The 23,902-nt window shown below is 36.0% G+C and carries 14 protein-coding genes; 9 read left to right on the top strand and 5 right to left on the bottom strand.

Features of this window, described 5'->3' with window-relative positions:
• Nucleotides 1–286 precede the first annotated feature (286 nt).
• The 3 genes from AC5YGI_RS06220 to AC5YGI_RS06210 all read left to right on the top strand — a co-directional run bounded on the left by AC5YGI_RS06220 (nucleotide 287) and on the right by AC5YGI_RS06210 (nucleotide 7,958).
• Complete coding sequence (locus tag AC5YGI_RS06220; protein ID WP_496167807.1) at nucleotides 287–5,179, top strand: PKD domain-containing protein; 4,893 nt, start codon at nucleotides 287–289, stop codon at nucleotides 5,177–5,179.
• 70 nt (nucleotides 5,180–5,249) lie between these two features.
• Entirely contained in the window at nucleotides 5,250–7,112 is a 1,863-nt protein-coding gene (locus AC5YGI_RS06215) for a T9SS type A sorting domain-containing protein (RefSeq protein ID WP_343639237.1), read from the top strand.
• A gap of 147 nt (nucleotides 7,113–7,259) precedes the next feature.
• Nucleotides 7,260–7,958, top strand: coding sequence for a DUF1826 domain-containing protein (locus tag AC5YGI_RS06210; RefSeq protein WP_446105294.1), 699 nt, complete (start codon nucleotides 7,260–7,262; stop codon nucleotides 7,956–7,958).
• A gap of 114 nt (nucleotides 7,959–8,072) precedes the next feature.
• On the opposite strand, the gene AC5YGI_RS06205 is transcribed toward AC5YGI_RS06210, so the two are convergent.
• The 4 genes from AC5YGI_RS06205 to mnmE all read right to left on the bottom strand — a co-directional run bounded on the left by AC5YGI_RS06205 (nucleotide 8,073) and on the right by mnmE (nucleotide 15,616).
• The gene (locus AC5YGI_RS06205) at nucleotides 8,073–9,332 is read right to left on the bottom strand and encodes a hypothetical protein (protein WP_496167805.1); all 1,260 of its coding nucleotides are present in this window, start codon (nucleotides 9,330–9,332) and stop codon (nucleotides 8,073–8,075) included.
• Nucleotides 9,333–9,581: 249 nt separating this feature from the next.
• Complete coding sequence (locus AC5YGI_RS06200) at nucleotides 9,582–10,283, bottom strand: hypothetical protein (RefSeq protein WP_496167804.1); 702 nt, start codon at nucleotides 10,281–10,283, stop codon at nucleotides 9,582–9,584.
• A gap of 5 nt (nucleotides 10,284–10,288) precedes the next feature.
• Nucleotides 10,289–13,960, bottom strand: a complete 3,672-nt coding sequence (locus AC5YGI_RS06195; protein WP_496167803.1) for a YobI family P-loop NTPase — start codon at nucleotides 13,958–13,960, stop codon at nucleotides 10,289–10,291.
• Between the two features lie 270 nt (nucleotides 13,961–14,230).
• Nucleotides 14,231–15,616 carry a tRNA uridine-5-carboxymethylaminomethyl(34) synthesis GTPase MnmE gene (gene mnmE / locus AC5YGI_RS06190; RefSeq protein WP_496167802.1) on the bottom strand — a complete coding sequence of 462 codons (1,386 nt, stop codon included), beginning with the start codon at nucleotides 15,614–15,616 and terminating at the stop codon, nucleotides 14,231–14,233.
• A 483-nt stretch (nucleotides 15,617–16,099) separates the two neighbouring features.
• Here mnmE and AC5YGI_RS06185 point away from each other — a divergent pair, with 483 nt between their 5' ends.
• Complete coding sequence (locus AC5YGI_RS06185) at nucleotides 16,100–17,116, top strand: phage tail-like protein (RefSeq protein ID WP_496167801.1); 1,017 nt, start codon at nucleotides 16,100–16,102, stop codon at nucleotides 17,114–17,116.
• Between the two features lie 13 nt (nucleotides 17,117–17,129).
• Complete coding sequence (locus tag AC5YGI_RS06180; RefSeq protein ID WP_330747125.1) at nucleotides 17,130–17,645, top strand: phage tail-like protein; 516 nt, start codon at nucleotides 17,130–17,132, stop codon at nucleotides 17,643–17,645.
• Between the two features lie 78 nt (nucleotides 17,646–17,723).
• On the opposite strand, the gene AC5YGI_RS06175 is transcribed toward AC5YGI_RS06180, so the two are convergent.
• The gene (locus AC5YGI_RS06175; RefSeq protein WP_131435042.1) at nucleotides 17,724–18,194 is read right to left on the bottom strand and encodes an Lrp/AsnC family transcriptional regulator; all 471 of its coding nucleotides are present in this window, start codon (nucleotides 18,192–18,194) and stop codon (nucleotides 17,724–17,726) included.
• A 142-nt stretch (nucleotides 18,195–18,336) separates the two neighbouring features.
• On the opposite strand from AC5YGI_RS06175, the gene AC5YGI_RS06170 reads away from it, so the two are divergent.
• The 4 genes from AC5YGI_RS06170 (at nucleotide 18,337) to AC5YGI_RS06155 (ending at nucleotide 23,758) form a co-directional block, all read left to right on the top strand.
• Complete coding sequence (locus AC5YGI_RS06170; protein WP_496167800.1) at nucleotides 18,337–19,725, top strand: MFS transporter; 1,389 nt, start codon at nucleotides 18,337–18,339, stop codon at nucleotides 19,723–19,725.
• 120 nt (nucleotides 19,726–19,845) lie between these two features.
• Nucleotides 19,846–20,592, top strand: coding sequence for a metallophosphoesterase (locus AC5YGI_RS06165; protein ID WP_496167799.1), 747 nt, complete (start codon nucleotides 19,846–19,848; stop codon nucleotides 20,590–20,592).
• Nucleotides 20,593–20,701: 109 nt separating this feature from the next.
• Nucleotides 20,702–21,253, top strand: coding sequence for a DUF2652 domain-containing protein (locus AC5YGI_RS06160; RefSeq protein WP_227941854.1), 552 nt, complete (start codon nucleotides 20,702–20,704; stop codon nucleotides 21,251–21,253).
• A gap of 318 nt (nucleotides 21,254–21,571) precedes the next feature.
• Nucleotides 21,572–23,758: an outer membrane beta-barrel family protein gene (locus tag AC5YGI_RS06155; RefSeq protein ID WP_496167797.1), complete on the top strand. Its 2,187-nt coding sequence runs from the start codon at nucleotides 21,572–21,574 to the stop codon at nucleotides 23,756–23,758.
• Nucleotides 23,759–23,902: the final 144 nt, after the last annotated feature.

Here is a 23,902-nt window from a genome sequence, read left to right as displayed (position 1 = left end):
AAGTAAAAAATTAATTTTATTTACTTTTTTGTTGTTTGTTTTGGATTTTAATACGCTAAAATGAATGATTTTATTCTATTAAAATGGGGTTGGAGCGCTTAAATAGGCCGGAGCACAGGGATTTTTTTACATAACTAATGTGTTTGTGAAATAGTATATAATCACGAATTTGTTTATATTGTTGAAATTCAGTTGTGAAATAATGTTATTTTTTCACGATTAAATGATTTTTGTATTATTATTTTTATTAATTTGACAAAAAATTAATAACACTTTTTTAATAACTATGAAAAACAACACCTACTTTGGCAGGCAGCACGTCTTCAGATGGCTCCTGCTATGTTGGCTTCTGGTACCGTGGGTACTGCAAGCACAAGCTCAAATTACATGGACCGAAGAGGTCGGATGCCAGGAATTCCGCGGCGAAAAAGAAGGTCAGATCCCTGACAACGGTATCGCCAGTTCCTACATCAATTCTTCGCAGTGCCTCCGCGTCTGCGAGAAGTCAATAGACCCTGTCAAATATCTGGTTCAGGGATCCAACGTTTCTAATGTACAATGGTCAGTTTCGGGAGGAACTGCCACAATTTCCGGAACCGGAAATACCTTGGCGTATGTTACGTGGGGTGCCGCCGGTAATGGATCTTTACAGGCTGTTATCACATACAATGACGGAACTGTGGAAACACAGACCATCTGTATTGAAAAAATCAACAGGCCTATTGCTAAGTTTGAATTGCTTAATCTGGATTACACGGTATGTAATAATACAACGGTGTATTTTGATAACCTTTCCGAACAAAACGGAGGGTCAGATATTGTCAATTATTTCTGGCAGTTCGGAGATGGAACTACTTCCACTTCCACAGCTTTTGAACCGTCTCATGTCTACACTAATCCCGGTAATTACACCATTCAGCTTACCGTAACCAATAAGTGCGGATGCCAGAGCAAGTACAGAAAGGAAATCAAGGTAGTAAAATCTTATCCTGTACAGATCAATTGTGCTTCTGTAGTATGTGAAGGAAGTACTGAGAAATACAATGCTCAGGATGGATGTAACAAAGGACAATGGAAAGTTATTGGTGGAAACATTATAAACAATAACGGTAACGAAATTGAAGTAGTTTGGGATCAGGTGGATCCTCTGGACGGTTTCGGATATGTCATGTATATGTCTGAATGTGCCTGCCCTGAATGGACTACAGTTAAAATCCCAGTGATTTTAAAGAATGCAAAAGTTAAAGGACAGGATAAAGTATGCGCCGGAAAGCAATATACCTATTCTATTCCTCAATGGCCTACGACAAAAGTTAACTGGAATGTATCCGGGCCTGGAACAGGGCTGCTGGTCAATACCCAGCAGAGAAATGAAATTGTTTTCTCGGCTACACAGCCCGGAACATATCACCTTGAGGCAACCTACTACAATACTTTATTAGCTTGTGAAGGAAATGCTTCTATTGATATCACTGTTGAACAGCCTGTAACGATAAGCGGCGGTACGGATGAGATCTGTGCGGGAACAAGCCAGACATTTACAGCTACCCCTAACGTACCTGTTATCTGGAAAGTAACTACCGGAGGCTCTACTGTGACTTCGGGAGTAGTATCCGGGCCATTCAGCTATACTTTTAACACTGCGGGAACTTATACTATCGTTGCGGTGAAGCAAGGAGGAGATTGTGAAAGTAACCCAAGAATTATTAAGGTATTACCAATTCCACAGCCTCCTACAGGAACTATTTCAGGAGAGAATAAAGTATGTCCTGGAAAACCTTATGTGTATACCATCAGTTCAGTGGATCCGGGAATGGTACCTGTTTGGAGTGTCACTAACGGAACCATCCAAGGCAGTAATGCAGGATCGTCTGTAACGGTTATCTTTAATACGGGGGCTTCATCATATTCAGTATCTGCACAGAATAAATCGATGAGTAATGCAGGATGTCTTTCTGCTCCGATTTCGTTCAGTGTAGCGCCGTTAGATCTTAATACCATTACGGTTAATCCTAATCCGGGCGGACCTTTCTGTCCGAGCAGCACACAGACATTTACTGCAAATCTGAACGGTATTGTTCCCGATTTTATGGAATGGACATTCGCAAGTCCTAACTTCGGAAGTGTTGTAGGAGGACAGGGTACCAGTAACATTACTGTCAACTTCAACGAAATCTCTACAACAAGCAGCACTATGCTGAACCTGAGAGTTGTAAAATGTGGAGTTACAAAAATCATAAGTGTTCCGGTATCTTTATTACCGCTTCCTGTGGTAAGCTTCATAAATGTTGGAGGAATCTGTTTAGGTTCCAACCTTACATTCTCTGTTGATCAGGGATCAATCACTTCAGCAACGGGTGTAACTTTCACTTTTGCAAACGGAAATACCTATAATACCACTTATAATCCATCAGGAAATTACAGCTTCCCGAATAACGGATATATTCAAAACGGATCAGGAAGTAACGTTTCTCAAACGGTTACAGTAACTTATACAGGAACTAACGGATGTAACTATAAGCCTACTGCAAGCGCAAACTTTACAATCTATCCTGAAACTATTATTACAGTTTCTCCGGTATATAATATCCTGGTATGTGATCCTACAACAATGACACCGTATACGCTTACGGCAAATAGTTCTACAGGGCTTACCAATATTACTTCCTGGCAGTGGTTCCAAAACAATTCACCTATATCAGGTGCTACCACCAATTCATACACCATAGGCGGTGCAGGTGCTTTTGGAACTTATAGAGTGCAGGCTGTAGATATTAATGGTTGCGTGGTTTCTTCACAGAATATTAATGTGAGCCAGCTTTGCCCAAGCAGCGGAACTTGTAATACAGATCCTCAGATCAACTTTACAGCTGCGTGGTCAGGTTGTAATACAATTTCAGCATCAGGGTTAACGTATAACGGAACTCCTGATCAGATAGAATGGTCATCAGACAACGTACTTACTTTAACTTCTCCTCAGGGACAGCCTACAGCAACGTATCAGACTACACTTGCGGGAGCACATATTGTTTTTGTACGTTTAAGATATGGTTCATGCTGGTACAGCAAAGCAGTAGAAGTAAGAAAGAACTACGAGCCTAAATTCAGTGTAAGCACAGTGTGCAGCGGAGGCGGATATAACGTGACTCTGTTTAACAGCTCTACTATATTTGAGATTAACCAGTCATCTATTACATATACATTCACCAGCCCGGGTCAGCCAACTCAGACAGGACAGACGGCTACTTATAACAACCTTGCGCCAGGTACTTATACCTTTACCATGACAATGTCTGCGCCAGGGAAACCAGCGTGTACCACTACACAGACGATTACATTAGCTCCGGTTCCTAGTACCAGCTTCCTGGTTCCGGCATGGCTATGTGTACGTGAACCTATTACATTCACTGCACCGGGATACAACTCGGCTAATACCTACACATGGCTTTTTGATGGTACGGCGTATGTAGCTTCGGGAGCAACTGCTACGGTTACCTATAATACAAGTGGTGCCAAGACAATACAGCTAAAAGTAACTACTCCTAACGGATGTGTATATACTTCACCAATTGCAAACATTAGCGTGAATGAAGCTTCCATTGATGGTAATATTTCACCTGTTAACGTACTTGCCTGTGCAGGATCTGTTCCGACACTTGTATTTAATGGTTCGGTAGGAACTGCCAGCCAGTATATCTGGATGAATGGTTCACAGCCGGTGCCTGGAGCTCCAAATTCAATGACATTCACACCTACTCAGTCGGGAACTTACTGGCCGGTATTGGTATCACCTGATGGTTGTAAAACAAGCATCATGAGTACTAAACCTGCAACAGTAACGGTTAAAAATGCTCCATATGTAAATATTTCTGGTAAAGCTACTATCTGCGCAGGATCTTCTACCATACTGACTGGTCTTGTAACAGATAATACATTAGAATACCAATGGAAGAAAGCAGGTTCAGTAGTTATACCATGGACTTCTGCTCCTTATCCGATCACTCTTAATACAGGATCATTAGCTGCAGGTACCTATGTTTATACTCTTGAAGTAAGAACTCCGGGTACATCAGGATGTGTAAGCTCTAAAAACTTTACCCTTACGGTAAGTAATCCGCCATCATCTATTACGGCAACGTATAGTTTGGTGAGCTGCCAGCCTTATAAAATCCAGTTAACTGCATCAGGACCATCTACAGGAAATTATAACTGGAGTAATGGAATGTCTGGTCAGACAATTACAGTCAATGAAGGTGGTGTATTCCAGGTTACTTATACTGCGCCAAGCGGTTGTAAAGTATCCAGCTCTGTGGAAGTACCATTAAGCCTTGAAAGCCTGATGTGGGTATTCCCTACAGGATGCTATGATGAATGTCTTAGAGAGAAGAATTACATTATAGGACCAAAAGGGGTATTTGATCATCATGACTGGATGTTGTTCGGAAACAGTATTCAAACCGGGAACAATAACTTTATCTTCCCGTTATATATAGGCTCTCCTGGTACATACCAATTACAGGTCAATCACTTAGGATGCCAGTATACATCAGGAACCATGAATTATTATCCAGGTAAAGATTGTGGATACGAAACAGATTGTAAGATTGAAGGAGATATTAAACCAATGAAGTGGGTAGGAGACCATTACTCTGTTTCTGGTATTATTCACAATGCCGGAGGACAGCCGATAAGTCTTAATGTTTCAAGTGTTAACGGATACGGAACTTATATTCCGTCTATTATTACCATTCCTGCAGGAGGAGTGTATGATTTGAATGCTAATCCATTAGCTTTCTATCCAAATCCAAACTTCCAGGGTACAGACGAGGTTTTATTCTATAATGAGACATGTAAGTTTAGTACCAAAGCGGTAGATCCGGAATGGATAGGCATGAGAAGTGCATCAAGAAGTGTTACCGCTGCTGCTGTTTCTTCTCTGAAAATGATACCAAATCCTGCGAAGGAAAAAGTGAAAATCTCATACAATACAGGTAACGAAAAGTTATTGGCAAAACAGATTACAGTTTTTGATGCCATGGGCAATGTCAAATTCCGTAAAGAAGTGAAAGCGGCTTCCGGAGAGGTAGACGTGGAAGTTTCCAGCTGGCTGCAAGGCGTTTATATCGTTATTGTACAAACGGGAGACACATCATTACAAGGGAAACTAATTAAAAATTAGTGACTTATAAATCAGTGTTCTCTTCGGAGAGCACTGTTTTTTATAGTATGTGATAATTAAATGAATTTATATGATACAACTAAAAAACAAGCTTTGGGGATTACTATTGATGTTGCCGGTATTATCTTTTAGCCAGACTTACCAGTGGCAATGGGCAAAACAGGCCGGCGGCCAATCCGGTTCTGCCGATCCGGGGTTTAATTACCAATTTGATGAATCTATACGGGATATTGTTGTAGATAACAATAACAACACCTATTATCTCGCAAGTGTATGGAATGGAGGTCAGAATCTGAATGGGGTAGCTGTACCTAATTATGGACTACGTGATCTTATTTTGTTTGCTACGGATTGTCAGGGTAATGCACTGTGGTCTACCGTTATTGGCGGATCAGAAGATGGTGAAAATGCCTGGCATATTGAAGTGGATAATAATGGTGGTTTATATGTAATGGCTACTCTTTATAATAATTCTTACAGCGGCGATCCTACCGCTCTTCCTATGCATTTTGATGCTACTCACACCATGCCTTTGTATACCTATTATGATCAGACAGTAGAACCGGCGCATAAAGCGGCATATCTGCTTAAATATAAAACTTCTGACGGAACATTGGATTGGAGTAAAGCCTTGCAGGGAGATGTCAGTTATCTCAGCAGACGCTGTGATGTTCAGATGATGTATATGGATTCATCCAAAAATATTCATGCTGTTATGGGTTTCAGAGCAGGAAATCATTTAAATGGTTTAATTACCGTGCCTTCAACCTTCACTACCTCCTTTCAGTACTATCTGGTTAAATTCAACTATGATAACGGGAGTATGACACCTGCAACGCCACTGTTGCTTCCTATAAGCGGAGGACTGACTGCAGGAGGAACTGATGGTAAAGTAAATCTGCTGTACGATGAAAGCTTAAACAGATATTATCTGGCAGGAAAAAGAATGGTAGGAAACTACAGCAGTACTATGGAAAGTCTTTCGTACAATAATATTCCTTTTACAAAAAATGCCTATATACTTGCGTTTAACGGAAGTACCGGAGCTGAATTATGGAGAAAAGAATTTGACAATAGCTTACCGGCATTTATGGATGATGAAATTCATTCCGTAATCAAAGGTTCAGGTTCTTCAGATATTTATATTTCCGGACGTTATTTTTCAGGAACAGTTCCTACCACTTTTGGAAACTATTCTTTTCCTGTACAAAATTATCAGGGACAAACTCCTTTTGTGATGAAGCTGAATGCTGATGGAGCTGTACAATGGGCAAAAGTTCCGGATGGGCTTACAAGCTTTTCTGCGTACCGTTTCATGAAAGGAAAACTGGCACTGAACGGAAATGAACTGGCCTTCGCCAAAGGAAGCTGGAATGAGATTTGGGGAAGCTTTTCAATGACACGTCCTAATTCAGATTTATCAGATCCTTTGCTGGTACGTTTCAATAAAGATACGGGTGCAGTAATTGGTACCGGAGAAATTCATAGCAATTTTCAGGTTCAGGATGAATTTACAGCCATTGCTGTAGATAAAGATGGAAACTATGTACTAGGCGGTCTTTTTCATGACCAGCTCTTTACAGATTCCAATGATAATGTCAATACCATGACAGTAAATGTGACGGGAGGAAAATCCCAGTCTTTCATTACAAAATATTCTAAGTCAGCATGCAGCCAGATGTCCGTAGAGGAAACAGCCGTACAGGCAGGAATTCAATTATTCCCGAATCCGGTTCAGGATGTGCTTACCATCAGGAGTAAAGAGCCTTTGGTTTCTTATGAAATCTTTGGAACTACGGGACAACTGTTAAAACAGGGAACTTTGACTATGATGCAGGAACAGATCGTATTATCTTCTCTTCAGACAGGAGTATATTATATTAAACTTAAAACAAAATCTTCAACAGTAACAGAAAAGATACTGAAGAAGTAAAAAAACAAAACTGAAAATTAATAACCTTAGATATAAACAGCATTCTTTAACAAGGATGCTGTTTTTTTTAACCTTCATCTTATGCGATTGAAAACCTATTCCGTATTTTTGTGCAGAATTAAGCAGCTAAACTGTTTATTCCAACCTATGAGCACTGCATTTTCCGGCCATGATCAAATTGAGGTGGTTTCTTCTTTTTCTGAACTTGTCAATACCCGTTTTCAAGGCGTTATGAATGCCATTTGCTGGCATAGGAATTTAGTGGGTGACTTTAAAGAAATCGTCACAAAGCTTCAGCTGAAAGATGATATTACAGAAGTTTCCGGCGAAGATCTTTTAGCATTGGAATTGTCAGAAGAGGGGAGTATGGCGAGAGAAATTATTTTAAATGACCTGCAGTTATTGACAGATTTTGGTGCATCTCCGGTTCTTAATTTGCTTAAAAACTATGAGCGGGACGAAGAACTCGGTTTTATTTCAACGGATGTATACTCATATCATGTTGACCGTTCGCCTGTTGCAACAGATACTTTTCTATGCACTTATCACGGAACAGCTAGTGATATCATTGCTAATGATCAGGTGGAACAGAAAATTGTAATTCCTGAAGTCCGGGAACAGCTCAAAAAATTACATGACGGCACTGAAGACGAATTTGAAGACTTCCTGAAAGAGTATTTCTTTGATCTTCATTATCAGCCTAAGCCCGATGCAGAGCCTGTCAATTTAGGAATTGGCCATCTTTGGCGCATTGCAGTAGATCATCCTGAGCAATCCGCTTTGCCTTGTGTTCACAGGGCACCCGTGGAAAATGATGGTGAATACAGGCTTCTCCTGATTTGTTAATTCAATTTGCATCGAAATCATGAGGTCATGAAAAATCCAACATCTTCAGGATATTGGATTTCATAGTTGATAGACCGGATTACATATCAGTTATTTATTTTCAGAAGATCAGCTTCACCATTTTATTTTTATTTTGGGCACTACCTTTTTTATTTCTTTGGCTACATTAGTTCCTGCTTTTCCCAGCTCGTTACTAATGTTTCTGACCACTTTTACCGCTTCGTGATTTTTTCCGGGACCGTATTGTAAATCATGAACAGTCGTATTCCATGTTTTGACGATATCGTTATTAGGACCAAACTGACCTTTTAAAGCGTCTCCAATCTGGTTTAATCCTTTAACAATCGTATTATTTTTTCCGAAACATCCATTGTCACCACCAACTCCGTTTGTTAGACATTTATTTAATTCACGATAGGTTAACTGGCCGCCCGCACATCCTGCAAATGCGTACGGCTGGCCTCCGGTGCTTACCGCACATTCCACGGCTATTTGAGCTTCCGTATTCAGATTAAGCTTACTTGCTCCATAACACACGGCAGTTCCCATGAAAGATATTTCTCCACTGTTGGCCTGATCTTTAAAGCAGGAAACTAATTGCTTGAGTTCAGGATCATTGACTTTATCAGCAAAACAAAGGGGATACATTTCATAATTGCCGCCATATTCTTTATAGCACTTCATCATATCCCGGGTAATCTGTTTTTCTTTTGAACCGCCTAAAATACTGAGCATACAAAGGCTTTGTTCCTCCATGGTTGCTGAATTTTTGGCACATTTATAAATTTCAAGTTCTTTCTGTCCTGCCATATTCGTTACCATACAGTCCCCGAATTTCAACTGGTTTAATGATCCGTCAAAATTCAAAGAATTTTTATAACAGTCCACGGCATTCTGCTCACTGGTCATCATGACATCCCCATAAGGTTTTTGTTCATCAATAATCTGCGTAGGTAACGGTCTTAGTCCGTCAGCGGTTTCAATTCCTATCTGATGATCATATGTAGGCTTTGGCAGATACATAACCGGCTGCGGAGGAACAGGAATATTGGAATAACCCACGACGCGGTATCCATATCTGTAATCCAGCTCTATAATATTTTTATTAAAATCCAGAAAAAATGCCTTTTGGTAAGGAATGGCAGACGGCAAGAGTAAATAATTAATTCCGGTCTGATCATATACGGCCTGGCCGGCATTTCCCGGATTGCCATCCTGAACAATCACCCCGGTATTATACATCGTAAAAGACTGGCCATAAGTGGTCAAAAACATCTGTCCGATTGGATAAACCTGCGCAAACAGGAAGGAACAGAAACTCATTAGTGAAATCAGCACACTTAAAATGGATAGTTTTTTAATAATTGCGTTCATGATACTTATTTTTTGATAAAGTTACCGTGTAGACCATTACCAGGGAATTACCCTTTTTCGCTATTTTTTTGTTGAAGAGGCTTAATAAAGAAAAAAACAGCCTTGGAAAGGGCTGTCTTTATGTTTTTGGATTTGAAATTGAGTGGTGATAGAGGGAATTGGAGCTATCTTTCGATACGGAAAGTTGCTTCTCGCTTTTTATAGGGTGTTACAGATAATTAGTATCCAATTCATTACTTTGTAATCAATTTATTTAGATTTTGATTCAATATAACTTTTAAGTTTAGTTGATATTTTATCTAAAATTTCAGTTAATTTATCTTTATAAACTGATATAAAATTAAGTGAAATAAACATTTTTAAATTTTCAAGCTGTTCGTTTGTTAAATTATACTCTTTTGGTTCCCTCCCATCAAATAGACAAACTTCGATTTCATCTGAAATTTTTTTGAAAAAGTTATAGATTAATTGTTTTTCTTCACTAGATAAGCCATTCAATAATTCTACGTAACTTTCTATTATTTCTTTTTCGGCAAATTCTTTATTTAACCCCAGACTGAGATATTTGTTATTAATAATACCAACAGTTTGAGCGTCTTTAAAGCCAGAGCCTTCGTAACAATTTTGAATATCATTAATAGATAATTCTAAATTATGAAATGTACAATTTGCAAACTTTTCCCAAATACATCCTGAATAAAGTGATAATATTGTATGATAACATAATTGTGTATCTCTTGGAAATATCCAATGATTTACCCCTTCCTTAATTGAGTATTCGGTTCGTCCCCATGGTTTCTTATAAAAATCATCCCATGAAATTACAATATCTTCAACCTTTGGTTCAGGTTGTATGTCGTTTAAAAGAATATTAGCAATAAAATGTCCAGTTTCATGAGCAAGCACATTGATAATCAATCTAACATTTGTTTTTCTTAAAAAATCTCCCATTATCTTCAATAGTTAGTTGTTACTCTATATTCCTTATAATTCCACTTGTTGTCATAATAATTTTTAATTAAACCTTTGATTTTTAACCTTTCCAAAAGAATTCTATTATATTCTGTTTTGTCAAATGTTGGCTTGCGATTTTTAAATAAATTGTCATAGTTCCATATACTCTTCAATAGGTTAATAATATCATCGTTTGTTATTTTTTCAAAATATAAATTAATTAGTAATATTCTTTTTTCAGAATTTAGTTGATTAGTAACAATAGATTTTAAAGTATCAATATTGAAATCAACAGTTTTAGATTTTTGTAGAATAATTTCTCCTACTTTTTTTGAAATTTCTTTACTACCGGATACAGTACTTTCATTCAATATCATAATGTAATCAAATTTCTTATCAATCACTATTTTATCAGAATTTAGTAACAGTAAAATATCAATGTTCTCAGTTTCAAATTCTGTATTTTTATCTAAAAAAGTTTTAAAATTTTTCTCCAAAAGTTTTATGTGGTTATTTTTAAACCCTTCCTTTAACAAATCATAGTTGGTTTTAGTGGTATTTAATATCCTTTGTGTTAAATAATCAACTTTATCTTTATCTAAGTTTTCAAATGCTAATTTATCTCTGTAATAAATACTACTTTCCAATATTTTAGTATAACTTTCATTTGATAGTTCATTAGTTAAAAGTAAATTTTCTCTGAAAACACTATACTCAAAAGTATCACTTTTATGTATCATTTTCTCTTTGGATAAATCAGTATAAACATTTTCAAAATTTAAAAACTTAACCAAACTTTCATTTATTGTATCTTCGCTATCACTATAATAGTTAGTTACATTATTCCATTTAGGAATTACTTTATTATTTAAAAGTAATTGTTCTTTTATAACTGACTCATTGATGTTATTTAAATCAGAGATTTTCGTTTCTACTTTTTGAATAATTTTGATCTTTAATGTAATATCTAATTTTTCATTATTTAAGAGTTTAATTAGACTTTCTTCTTCATCAAACTTATTATCTTCTAATTTTAAATAAACTTTTTCTATATAGATAGATAAATTACTGCTAATATATTCAATAAGTGCATTACAATCTGATTTCAATATTGTTGAATAATTCGAACTCTTAAAATCTTCCTCATCAACATCTTTTCCAAATAATAAAACTTGTTGTAAAAGGTTATCACTGTTTATACTGTAATGACTATTATTGTAAACATATTCAAACAATTTCTCAGTGTCTTCATTCGGATTATTTAATCTTTCAAATTTAATGCTCAACCCTTTCAAAAGATTTGTAATCTTATTATAATAATCTTTCCCACTAACATTTTTAACTAATGATAAAAACTGTGGATTCGTTTCAATCATTTCATTTAAAAATTTCTTACTCTGATTATTTAGTATAGTTTCAGCTTTTGTGTAAATAATCATTAACCTTAAATATTCATCTACTTTACTTCTATCATAAACAGATTCTTCCACAATATACTCCCAAAAATCTTTCCAATTTTCTACTAACTTTTCAAAGAAAATTTCTAATGGTCTATCTTCACTTTTAATATAACCATCAATAAACTGTATCGAACGCTCTTTTTCATTACATAATAACAGAATTACTGCATCATATTTTATAGAATATTTGTTGTAGTTGTTTCCTAAATGATCTAATAAATCGAAATTTAAAATTGCATCTCTTTCAAAATATTTCAATTCTGATAAATGTTTATCTTGCAACAAGTTATCAATATTCACTAATTTGTAATTAAAATCTGAATTAAATCTACTTTTAACATTTTGTTCAAATTTTTTATCATCCTTTGTAAGAGAACCTTCATAAAACAACGATATATAATCATTATAATTTTCATTAATATATCCTTCCAAAATTAGACTTCTCAATAGTTTAACGTCTAAAAATCCATCTAAATATTGATTAATATCAACTTCGTTAAATATTTGTTTTAAATCCCAATTCTGTATTTCTAATTTTTTATTTTTTAATTTGTTGATTTCATTTTTTAATGAATTAACTTTATCTTCTTGTTTTAATTCTATAAACTCTACTCTTTCTTCATAAGTAAATTCAGGATTAATTTCATTTTCAATTTCAGAAAATTTAAAATCAAATTCATTATCAAATAAATCAGCATAACCTCTATTGTGATATTTATAACTCAACTTTTGTTTTGAAATTATCTCATCAAAATCATTGTTAATAGTAGTTCGGTTAATCAGCGCATTTGTAGGAATTTTTGATAATATTTTCTGAAAATATATACTTTTTAGCTCCTCAATGTTATCTATTGTTTCACTTTCAATATTTCCGATTTCCTTGTTCTTCTCTAAAATTTCTTTATCTATTTTGGTTACAAAGTTTATAATATATTCTTTCTTATTATTTATCAAATTATATAATTTCCCCTCATTCTTATTAAGTTCTGTAAAATCTGTTGGATATAAATTTTTATATGTAATCATCGCAAATAATTCATCATTTTTCTTAATAAATTCAGGCTTTAGTGTTTTTCTATAAATTACAAATTCTTGAAAAATATTGGTTAATAACCTCATGTCAATATCATCAATAAAAGTTGTAATATCTGTTATAAATTCTCTCGTAAATATATTTTCGTCTAATCCTGATTCTTTTATTAATAAACTTAATTGTTCATCAGCATTCGAAGAATTAATAAATGGAATAACAGGGATTATGTATTCAAAAAACTTAACCCTTTCTTTTCTGTCATTAAATAAATCATCTCCAACCGCATATACAAAATTAATTTCTCTATCTATTAACAGTGAGTTATTCAACAATATATTGATTTCTCTAAGTTTTGTAAAAATATCAGTACTATCAAATCTATCTAAATCTTCAATGATTACTACATTGTATTTTGTACGTTCAAAAAAGTACAAAATCTCTTCTAAGTGTTCATTAAATACAGATTTATTTACATTATCTCCTAATTCTAATTCTCCTTTTATATTTACTTTGTTAATTTTTGAATTACTAAACAAGTTGATTATAAGTTTAGATAATACACCCAAACCACTAAAAGAAATTAAAAATATTGGTACACTCCACCAATCAATACTATTTTTTGTATTCCAACTAGTTGGATTAATTTTATCTAAATAGTTGTATTTCAAAAGTAAAGTTGCACAAACAACCCATAAAACAAAACTTATAGATATACCAAATATCCTCCAACCCGAAATATTATCTATTCTTTTAAAACGTGATTCAGGAATTTGTTGTGGTTTAACGTGATAAAATATTTGTTGTAAAATACTTACTTCTAGCAATCTTTCCAGTTCTTCTTTCTGTACTTTTACATCTGTTTGATTATTATTTTCGTTTTCATCTTCTTTTTTCTTATTAAAAGAAGCCAATGATATATTTAGATATTCATACTGTTTGTTTAATGATTGAAACGTTTTTATTACTGTACTTTTCCCCGAACCATAACCACCAGTTAATGCGATATTACTAATTCCTTTCGTATCTATAGTTTCTTTGAGCTTATCTAAATAGGGTTGGATTTTCTCAATATCCTCTGTTTTTGTTAATATTTTTGGAGCAAGCGAACTTAGTAAAGTTTCGGTTTTTTCTTCATCAATTTCTTTATTTTTAAAGAATTTCGAAAATAAATTTTTATTCATATTTAATGGCATTCTTACAAATTTAACTAAAAAAGTCCTCTTTTCAAAAAGAAGACTTTTCCACGATTATCATAAAATCAATAGATTCTACCATTTTATTTTTTACATACATCAAAGTAAAGGCAAAGTCTCCTGACTTTGAGTCAGTAATAAATCTCCCAAGTTTGGAAATTTCAAACAGAGACTTCAATAAACAAAAAAACAGCCTCAAAAAAGGCTGTTTTTTATTTTGAATTCAAAATTCTTAAAATATGGTAAAGAAGGTCGGATCTATTTCCCAATACAAAACTTAGAAAAAATATTCCCTAGCACCTCATCATTGGTAACTTCTCCGGAGATTTCTCCAAGATGTTCCAGTGCATTTCTAAGCTCATACGCCAGTAACTCCGTAGAGATCTGGAAAGAGATCGCTTCTTTTACTTTATGAACGGCATCCATGGATTTTCTTAAGGCTTCAAAGTGTCGTTGGTTGGTGATGACAACGTTATTTTCTTCAGTTTTTAAATGTTCCACATACGAAGAAAGTTCATTTTTCAGATCCTGGATGTTTTGATTTTCAACGGCTGAGATTTTAATAAAATCAAAATCATGAGAAATGGCGTTTCTGAAAATATCTTCTACCGTTTCGTATTTTGTGGGAATTACTTCATCAATTTTTGTCGCGCAGATAATCAGCTTCAGGTCTTCTCTCAACAAAGATTGGATCATTTCAATATCTTCAGAAAAATCCTCGGTCGCAGCATCTGCCAGATACACCAGAATATTGGCGTTTTCTACCTTTTCTTTAGCTTTTTTTACCCCGATCGCTTCAATTTCATCCACCGTTTCACGAAGTCCTGCAGTATCAATTAACCGGAAAGCATGACCTTTAATATGAAGAACTTCCTCAATGGTATCTCTCGTGGTTCCGGCAATATTACTCACAATCGCTCTTTCTTCCTTCAAAAGAGAGTTCAGCAGCGTAGACTTTCCGGCATTCGGTTTTCCGATGATGGCAACAGCGGTTCCATTTTTAATGGCATTTCCGTATTGGAAACTTTCAATCAAAGAATTTAGTTTGACTTCAATTTTATCCAATAATCCACTTAAAGCACTTCTGTCAGCAAATTCCACATCTTCTTCCGCAAAATCAAGCTCCAGCTCAATTAAGGAAACGAAATTTAAAAGATCCGTTCTTAATACAGAGATTTCATTGGTGATGCCTCCTTTTAATTGATTGATCGCAACTTTTCTCGAAGCTTCATTTTCAGAAGCAATCACATCGGCAATTGCTTCTGCCTGGGAAAGGTCAATTCTGCCGTTGATAAAGGCACGAAGGGTAAATTCTCCTGCTTTGGCCATTCTCGCCCCGTTTTTGATCAGGGTTTCAAGAATACGTTTTCCGATATGCGGAGAGCCGTGAAAAGCAATCTCCACAGAATTCTCAGTGGTGAAACTTTTCGGAGCCAGGAAAATGGAAAGCATCACTTCATCAATCGCTTCATCTTCATCCATAAAATAACCGTAATGGATGGTGTGGGATTTCTGTTTTTCCAGGTTTTTGGCCGGAAAACTTTTCTGAACTACAGATAAAGCTTCATTTCCTGAAACACGGATGATGCCTAAAGCACCTATTCCATTGGCCGTAGCCAGCGCGCATATCGTATCGTTATTCATGCTGCAAATTTACGGTTTTTAATGTGAATTTGGATGGAAGTCTGTTATTCAGATTATCTATTGCTGTATTCAGTCGAAAACTGCGGAGATCTAAAACAGGCTGTGTTTGGAGAGGCTTGTTGTATAAAAGAGAAACCTGTTATATCAACAAGCGCAGAATTATTTCTATTAAACACAGAGCGAAAACAGGAATTAAAATATAAAATTTAAAAAATAATTCTGCTGAATATAAACAGAAATTGAAGGATGTAGTTGGTTGTGGTGTAAGATTTATAAGGGTTTTTTAACAACGCCGGTAATGATGTAGGGTGGTAGAATATCATGTAAGCATTAAAAAATTAAACAGTTGTTTGGTATATTAATTGTTGTTAGTGGGGTCGATGATGTTGAAAGTTTAAAAATTTATTATTAAAGCAGTAATAATTTGTTAAAGTATTATAAATGTATATGAATAAAGTATTTTTTTTTATTTCTAATAAAAAATTGATTTTTTTATTAATGCTCGTTTTCAGTGCTGCAGCCTATGCTCAGTGTATCCCTTATACAGGGCAGGCCATGACAAGCGGAAACACGTATTGCCTCAATGGAAACCTAAGTGTAAATACCAATATCAGCATTCCGAATGGAGCTACCCTTATCATACAATCCGGACAGCTGCAATCCAACAGTATTCAGGTTGATGGGATTCTGGAAATTACTGACGGAACAAGTGTTAAATGTACGGGAACTGTGAAAGTAGGAACGTTCGGGTCTCAGAAAAATTCAAAAATTAAACTGGGAACCAAATCTTTCTTATCTCTTGTAGGATCGGTGATTCAGGAGGATCCGACATTTGGCGGTTTTTATCCCGGAACAACTTCTGTTATTGAAATGGGAACAAGCAGCGTGGTAGAAATTTGCGGAACATTTACCCAGCAGTCTACGACATACCCTTCTGTTGAATATGTAGGTGTTCCTACCGGAAGAGCGTACTGTATTGCAAAAGCAGACGTAAGTGGTGGTGGTGGAGCTTCCATTATCAGTGATGACAGCCAGATCGTAACCATTGCCATGGGATCTGTTATAGGATTGGGAATGGGGAATTCAAGCTTCTGCGGACCCAATGCAACCAAAGCCATGTGTCCTGCTCTCTGGCCTGAAGGATTATCAGAAGACAAAACAAGCTGTGGAAATGCTCCCGTGATTATTGATGAGATCGACGGATTTTGTACAAAGCCCGGAATTTCTGGGACACCGGACGGATATACAAAATTTGGAATTACCATACAGCAGAAAAGCGATTCGTGGCCTGAAAATATACCTAACGGATTCCTAGCCATGGAATCAAAAAATAAAGGCTTTGTGATTACCAGGGTTCAGCATGTAAGCCAGACGCCACAGCCCGGAGACGCCATCGCAGAACCGAAAGAAGGAATGCTTCTGTATGATATTCAGGATAAATGTGTAAAACTGTACAACGGTACGGAATGGAAATGTGTAGAAAGAAGCTGTAATGATTAAACTGATAAAGAATATGAACAATATAAAAAATATAAGTATAGCAGCTGCTTTGGTTATTTCCAATACATTTTTTGCTCAGGTTGCGATTGGTAAACAGTCCGTGGATGGAAACAGTACGGTCTTAGATTTTGATAACGTAGCAGGAAATACAAAGGGTATAATTCTTCCCGCAACATCTGGTTTTCCTGCAGGATCTTTGGAGAACGGAACATTCATCTTTGATGTCACGGATAACAAAGTAAAAATGTACGAAAATGATGTGTGGAAATCCCTGTCAGATGCCGGTAATTCAAGTGTGGTTATCGCTAATAATTCTGCAGAAACGGGAAAAGGAGTCATTATGGGGGAGGCTGCAAGTTCTGCTGATGGCGTATTGGTGCTGGAATCTCAGAATAAAGCGATGATTCTTCCTCAGATAGCAGCACCGCATCTTAATGTTAAAAATCCTTATCCGGGTATGATGTGCTATGATACAGTTAGTAAAACACTGGCGGTATTTGACGGATCAGTCTGGAATTACTGGAAATAGATGATGAAAAATTAATCTCATATTGATTGACTATAAAAAGCAGCTGCATGTTTTCACGCAGCTGCTTTTTATTTTGTCTTAAACAATCTGCGCACTTTCCTTAATGCTGTTCATGACAAAAATGCTCTTCGTCTGGCCGATTCCTTCAATTTCTGATAATTTGTTCACGAAAAACTCATGAAATTCATCCATATTGGGAGCAAGGATCTTCAGCATAAAATCAAAGTCCCCGCTGATATTGTAAAATTCTACCACTTCCTTCAATCTGCCCACTTCCTCAATGAATTTTCCCGCAGTTTTCTTGTTGTGAACATTTAAAGCGATCATACAGATCACCATCATTCCTTTATTAACCTTTTTACGGTCAACCACAGCAGTATACTCTTTAATGATTCCCTGTTTTTCCATACGTTTGATACGCTCATGAGTAGGTGTAGGACTTAAGTTGATTCTTGCCGAAATATCACGGACACTCATCTTCGCGTCTTTCTGAAGCAAACGGAGGATGGATAAGTCTTTTTCATCAGGAATATAATTTTCAGTTGCCATTTTGTTCTGTTTTTATAGGTTTTTTATGGTGTATCAGGTGTTTTGTTCTTTTAAATATTTTAAATGTTTAATATTGTTCCAAATTTAAGGTTAAATTTTCAAATACGTTCTGTTAATTTTAATTTTGCAGGAAATTTGAAACATGGATACAAGGAAGAATGTAATATTAATTTTAGCATCGGTAGGAACATTTGTAGAGGCGTTGGATATTGCCATTATTAATTTGACCATTCCTTCTATTCAGCAGCAGTTTCAGATTGGAGCCGAGACGGTTCAGTGGCTGCAGACACTTTATGTGTTATTCTTTGGCGGATTTCTGATCATTGGAGGAAAACTTTCAGATCAGATCGGAAGAAAGAAAATGTTTTTATGGGGAGCCCTGATTTTTATGCTGACTTCTTTAGGAGCCGGACTATCTCAGAACTTTGAAGTGCTGACCGTATTCCGTGCTTTGCAGGGACTGGGAGCAGCATTGGTAATGCCTTCTGCATTGTCTATCGTGACCAATACTTTCAGAGGAGAGCAGGAGAGAAACCGCGCTATCGGAATTTTCAGTTCATTTGCTGCCATTGGTTCAGGAAGTGGTCTTTCAGTAGGAGGAATCATCAGTACTTACCTGAGCTGGCATTGGGTCTTCCTGATCAATGTTCCTATTCTTTTAATCACATTGGTGCTGTCGTACTATTATCTGCCAACAGATGAAAAAAGCGAAACCGCTCAGAAAACCGATATGGTTTCAGGAATATTGATGGTGCTTGGATTGCTAAGCCTGACTTACGGAACACATGAATTGGTTCACATCAAAGAACAGCCTTTCCTGGTAACAGGTTCTTTAATACTCGCTTTAGTACTTCTTGTTATGGTGTACTACCGTTTAAAATCCGTTGCAGAGCCATTGGTAGATTTAAAACTGTTTAAACACAGATCTTTAGTAGTTTCCAATGCTGTATTCTTTACTCTTGGAGCATTTTTTATAGGATTTTTATTCCTGATTTCACTGATGCTTCAGAAAGATATGGGCTACAGCGCTGCTTCTGCAGGATTAATGCTTGTTCCGTTCAGTATTCTGTCTGCTTTGACGGCCAAATTCATTCTGCCGCACATATCAAAACTTCTTAGTTCTTCTCAAATGGGTGTTTTAGGATGGTTGTTTATGCTGGCCGGTGGTTTGCTGCTCTTAATTTCTGTATATGCAGGACATCCGCTGACTATGGTTTTGCTTGGAGCAGCATGTATTTCAGGAATAGGAATGACGTTCTGTTTTACCGCACTTTCAGTAATGGGAATTCAGGATGTTGAACCAGCACATTACGGATTGGCTTCAAGTCTGAGCTCTACAAGTTACTTTCTGGGAGCAGGTATTGGATTGTCATTCATGACGTTAATGAGTCAGATCTTTCCGTCAGAACTTTCTGTGGGAAGCCTGAATCTGATTATTTTGATCAGTTACGCTTTACTGGCTCTCGGAATGTTATTTTATTTTATATTGAAAAGCATAAAAGTGAAGCAGGCAGAAGTAGCCGTTTCATAGCAAGCGGGCTTAAAAATACACAAACTATATGACGAAAGAATCGGTGCTTAGGGGCCGGTTCTTTTTTTCGATTTTTGTTATTCTGCTTCCCTTTATTACCTTTGCTGTTTACTATATATCATGAAAATACAGATTATCAGCGATCTTCACCGGGAATTTGGGAGTACGGAATTATGTTTTGATCATGCCGATATAATTGTGCTGGCAGGAGACGTCAACCTGGGAACCAAAGGAATTGAATGGATGAAAGAGGCTATACCTGATAAACCTGTCATCTATGTTTTAGGTAATCATGAATATTATAAAGGCTCATATCCGAAAACACTTCACAAGATTAAAGAAGCAGCCTTGGGTTCCAATGTTCATGTGTTGGAAAATTCATATACAGATATTGATGGTATCCGTTTTCATGGAGCCACTTTATGGACGGATTTTTCCATCTTTGGAAATCCTGTTGAGTACGGAATGCTTTGTCAATCTAAGATGAATGACTATAAAATGATAAAAAGAGATCCTTCCTATTCGAAAATGAGAACATTGGATACCTTTAAAATTCATCAGCTTTCAAAACAATGGCTAAAAGAAAATCTTGAAGACTCAAAAGGACTTAAAAATATAGTAGTTACACACCATGCACCCAGCATACAATCTGTGCCAGAACATTACAAAAATGATCCTTTAACAGCGGCTTATGCTTCAGATTTGGAAGATGTAATTAAAGAATACCAACCCTTATACTGGATTCACGGGCACATTCATACTCCCGTAAGATATAAAATCGGAGAAACGGAAATTATCTGTAATCCTCATGGTTATATTGACGAAAAGTATAATGGATATGATAAGGAGCTGATGATTGTTGTTTAAAAATAGAAGTAAAATTTCCACAGGATTCTTTGTAATGTCTTACAATGATAAAGTAAAATTGAATCTGCTTCGTCTGTAAGGATGAAGCAGGTTTTAATCCATTATCATTATGAAGACAACTATACAGGAGGGGATTATTCTCATTCCGGATTTCAGCGGATTTACTGAATTTGTGTTCAATACAAAATTGTATACAGGTGAGTATATTGTACGGCAATTACTGTCGACACTCATTGATGTGAACGATCAGTATTTTGAAATTTCCGAGATTGAGGGAGATGCCATTTTATTTTACCGTTATGATGAAAATCCGTCTTACCAGAGTATTTCAACAATGCTGTGGAAGATGCGGACTGCTTTCAACAGGAAAATAGAAGAGTTAAGTAAAAGTTTAAGTACCAAAATTGATCTGGCTCTCAAGTTTATTGTTCATTACGGATCTTTTTCACAGTATAATATCGGAAACTTCAGAAAATTATATGGAAAAACAATTGTCGAGGCTCATCAGCTTTTAAAAAACGGAGTCGCTGAACAGCCTTCTTATGCACTTTTCAGTAATTCTTTTCTGGAAAGCAGCAGGAATAAAGAATCCGGTTTTAATAAAGATCCGTTCCGTCTGCCTGAGGTAGGTGTTATTCATTACTTTGAAAGTGTAAACTAGCATATATTTTTTAATAGTAATCCTTGTCAATTTGCTATTGCTAACGGCCCGGGTGAGATCCGGGCTTTTTTTCTGGTCAAACTGTTGGAATTTTAAATAAATTTTCAATTTCGTATAAATATTGTTTTTTAAGAATATTTATAATGAAAGTGAGTTTTATTGGCTTGATTTGTTGAAAAATTTACATCATTTTTAAATTTATGTTTATGTTTTAATTGTTATATGCTTGAAAATTAAATAATTATTTTACTTTTTTTTATTTTTTGATGTAACATATTAATGAAGATAGTGGTCTTATAGAAAAAACTATAATTTCACATGAAAATATTATTATTTCCCATAGCAATATTAACAGGCGTATCAGCAATGGGCCAACAGGTTCCAGCTCCGGCTGCCAACGATACTGTAAAAGGAAATGCAAAAGAAATAGAAGCGGTTACGCTGGTTGCCAGAAAACCAACCGTAGAATCTAAAGTAGACAGAACTGTATTTAATGTAGCCAACAGTGCAATTCTGGCGGGAAATACAACATGGGATGTGCTGAGAATGACTCCTCTGGTAAGTATTGATAACAATGATGAGGTAAAAGCTGAGGGACAATTGGTTACCGTATATATCAATGACAGGAAATCTGTTTTTACAGGTAAGGAGCTCAAGGAATATCTTAAAACAATTCCTGCCGATAACCTGATGAAAATTGAAGTGATCACCAGTCCGTCTTCCCGTTATGAAACTTCCGGTTCCGTGATCAATATTGTCCTTAAAAAAAGGGATGATGAAGGATTAAAAGGAAGTATATCTCTCAACAACAGACAGAGTACCAAAAACTCGCAATACACGAATTTCAACTTGAACTACCATAAGAAAAAGTTTACCCAAACCCTTATAGGAGGTTATAATAACGGAACTTATGTACAGACGAATCAGACATGGGATAACCGCTATGCGGAAAATAAACTGACACAGTTTAATCTGAAAAATGTAATGAGAAATGAAAGCCCTTCTGTTTCTTCCACTTCGGAGTTTGAGATTAATGATAAAAATAACTTCGGGCTTGTACTGGAATATTCACAAAACAGGAATTTTCACACTGCAGAATCTGATGGGACCACTACAAAAGACGGAGATCCGGGAGAATCTTTCCTCCAGAACCAAAACAACTGGGGATTCAGCCGTAATCTGGGGACTAATGCTTTCTATAAATACTATGATAAAGAGAAAAACAGGATTTTAGATATTAATTTAGGAACCAATTATTCCAGTGATAATAATGATAATCTGATCGACAAGCAAATTACTAAGCAAGGGGTGATAACCCATCAGCAGCTGGGCGTTATCAGTAGCAATCAGATGCGTAATTATTATCTGAAAGTTGATTATACACAACCTTTTGGTAAATCGGGAGGCACCATGGAAGTAGGAGGGAAGACCGAAATAAACAACCATGTTATTCCTAACAGCCTGTATGGATTCAGCATTGATAATGCCATCCCGGAATTCGCTAATCTTTCCCGCAATGACAGATTCCATTATGAAGATCATCTGAGTTCTTTATATGCCAATTACAGCAAGACATTTTTCGAAAAACTGGAAACCAGAGTCGGAATCCGTTACGAATATATTGATTATAAAGTAAGACAGGATGTGGCAGGTACGGAAAGAAGGGATTCTTACGGCTCTTTTCTTCCCAACTTATTGCTGAAATATAGCTTTTCAGAGAAGTTTGACCTGAGTCTTACCTACAACCGAAGCATCTGGAGACCCTGGTATTCTGAATTTAATCCCTTCCTTATGCCTGAAATTAACGGAACGTATTCCAGAGGAAACCTTTATCTGAATCCCAACCCGAATGACAGGCTTTATCTGAAGTTCGGAATTCTGAAAAAGTACTTTATCTCTGCAAGGTATATGCACACGAATCAGGATTACTGGACGACGTACGTTACGGAAAACGGCAGAACAGTTTCACTGCCGGGGAACTTTGATGGAAAGGTTGAAAAATATTACCTATTTGCCAATACCAATCAGAATTTCCTGAAAAATAAACTGAATGTGAATGCCGGATTTGGATGGTACTACATTAATAATAAGGATTTTAACGAGAAGAATAAATTGGGAGCTAAGGATTATATCAGCTATTGGGGAGCCTCAGCGAATATATCTTATACTAATCTGTTTAATAAAAACATTAATGTAAGTGCATGGATGGAACTTGCCAATCAGAATAACGGTAACTCATATGCCAACAATACCAATGTTTTCCATAATATTTCAGTGACTAAAATATTCCCGAAAACCCAGATGGAGCTGAGCATGCAGCTGATGAACATCTTTAAAAGGCCTTATGGCGATAACACAACATACAGCGCGGACGGAACTTTCAGAGAGTACTCAAAATGGGACTGGTATGGAGTTTCTCTTACTTTTGTAAAGCGTTTCGGAAACCAGAAGGTAAAGGAAAATACAAAAACCGACGTAGAGAAAAACGGCGGCGGCGGAAAATAATTCAGGATTTGTTAGATACGTTAAAAGCAGGTTTTCAATCGGGAATCTGCTTTTTATTTTTGGCTGGAAGCTGGAAGCTAGTAGTGAGGTACGTCCTTGATTGTCTTTAAAAATCTGTGCAATCTCTGTAATCTGTGGGAAAGA

The sequence above is a fragment of the Chryseobacterium sp. CS3K3.1 genome (assembly GCF_059515165.1).
This window is presented reverse-complemented; position numbering and strand designations above follow the sequence as displayed.

Coding starts and splice junctions, on each gene's coding strand:
- AC5YGI_RS06215 (WP_343639237.1), top strand. CDS start 5,250: ATGATACAACTAAAAAACAAGCTTTGGGGATTACTATTGATGTTGCCG.
- AC5YGI_RS06210 (WP_446105294.1), top strand. CDS start 7,260: ATGAGCACTGCATTTTCCGGCCATGATCAAATTGAGGTGGTTTCTTCT.
- AC5YGI_RS06200 (WP_496167804.1), bottom strand. CDS start 10,283: ATGGGAGATTTTTTAAGAAAAACAAATGTTAGATTGATTATCAATGTG.
- mnmE (WP_496167802.1), bottom strand. CDS start 15,616: ATGAATAACGATACGATATGCGCGCTGGCTACGGCCAATGGAATAGGT.
- AC5YGI_RS06220 (WP_496167807.1), top strand. CDS start 287: ATGAAAAACAACACCTACTTTGGCAGGCAGCACGTCTTCAGATGGCTC.
- AC5YGI_RS06160 (WP_227941854.1), top strand. CDS start 20,702: ATGAAGACAACTATACAGGAGGGGATTATTCTCATTCCGGATTTCAGC.
- AC5YGI_RS06155 (WP_496167797.1), top strand. CDS start 21,572: ATGAAAATATTATTATTTCCCATAGCAATATTAACAGGCGTATCAGCA.
- AC5YGI_RS06175 (WP_131435042.1), bottom strand. CDS start 18,194: ATGGCAACTGAAAATTATATTCCTGATGAAAAAGACTTATCCATCCTC.
- AC5YGI_RS06195 (WP_496167803.1), bottom strand. CDS start 13,960: ATGAATAAAAATTTATTTTCGAAATTCTTTAAAAATAAAGAAATTGAT.
- AC5YGI_RS06165 (WP_496167799.1), top strand. CDS start 19,846: ATGAAAATACAGATTATCAGCGATCTTCACCGGGAATTTGGGAGTACG.
- AC5YGI_RS06205 (WP_496167805.1), bottom strand. CDS start 9,332: ATGAACGCAATTATTAAAAAACTATCCATTTTAAGTGTGCTGATTTCA.
- AC5YGI_RS06180 (WP_330747125.1), top strand. CDS start 17,130: ATGAACAATATAAAAAATATAAGTATAGCAGCTGCTTTGGTTATTTCC.
- AC5YGI_RS06170 (WP_496167800.1), top strand. CDS start 18,337: ATGGATACAAGGAAGAATGTAATATTAATTTTAGCATCGGTAGGAACA.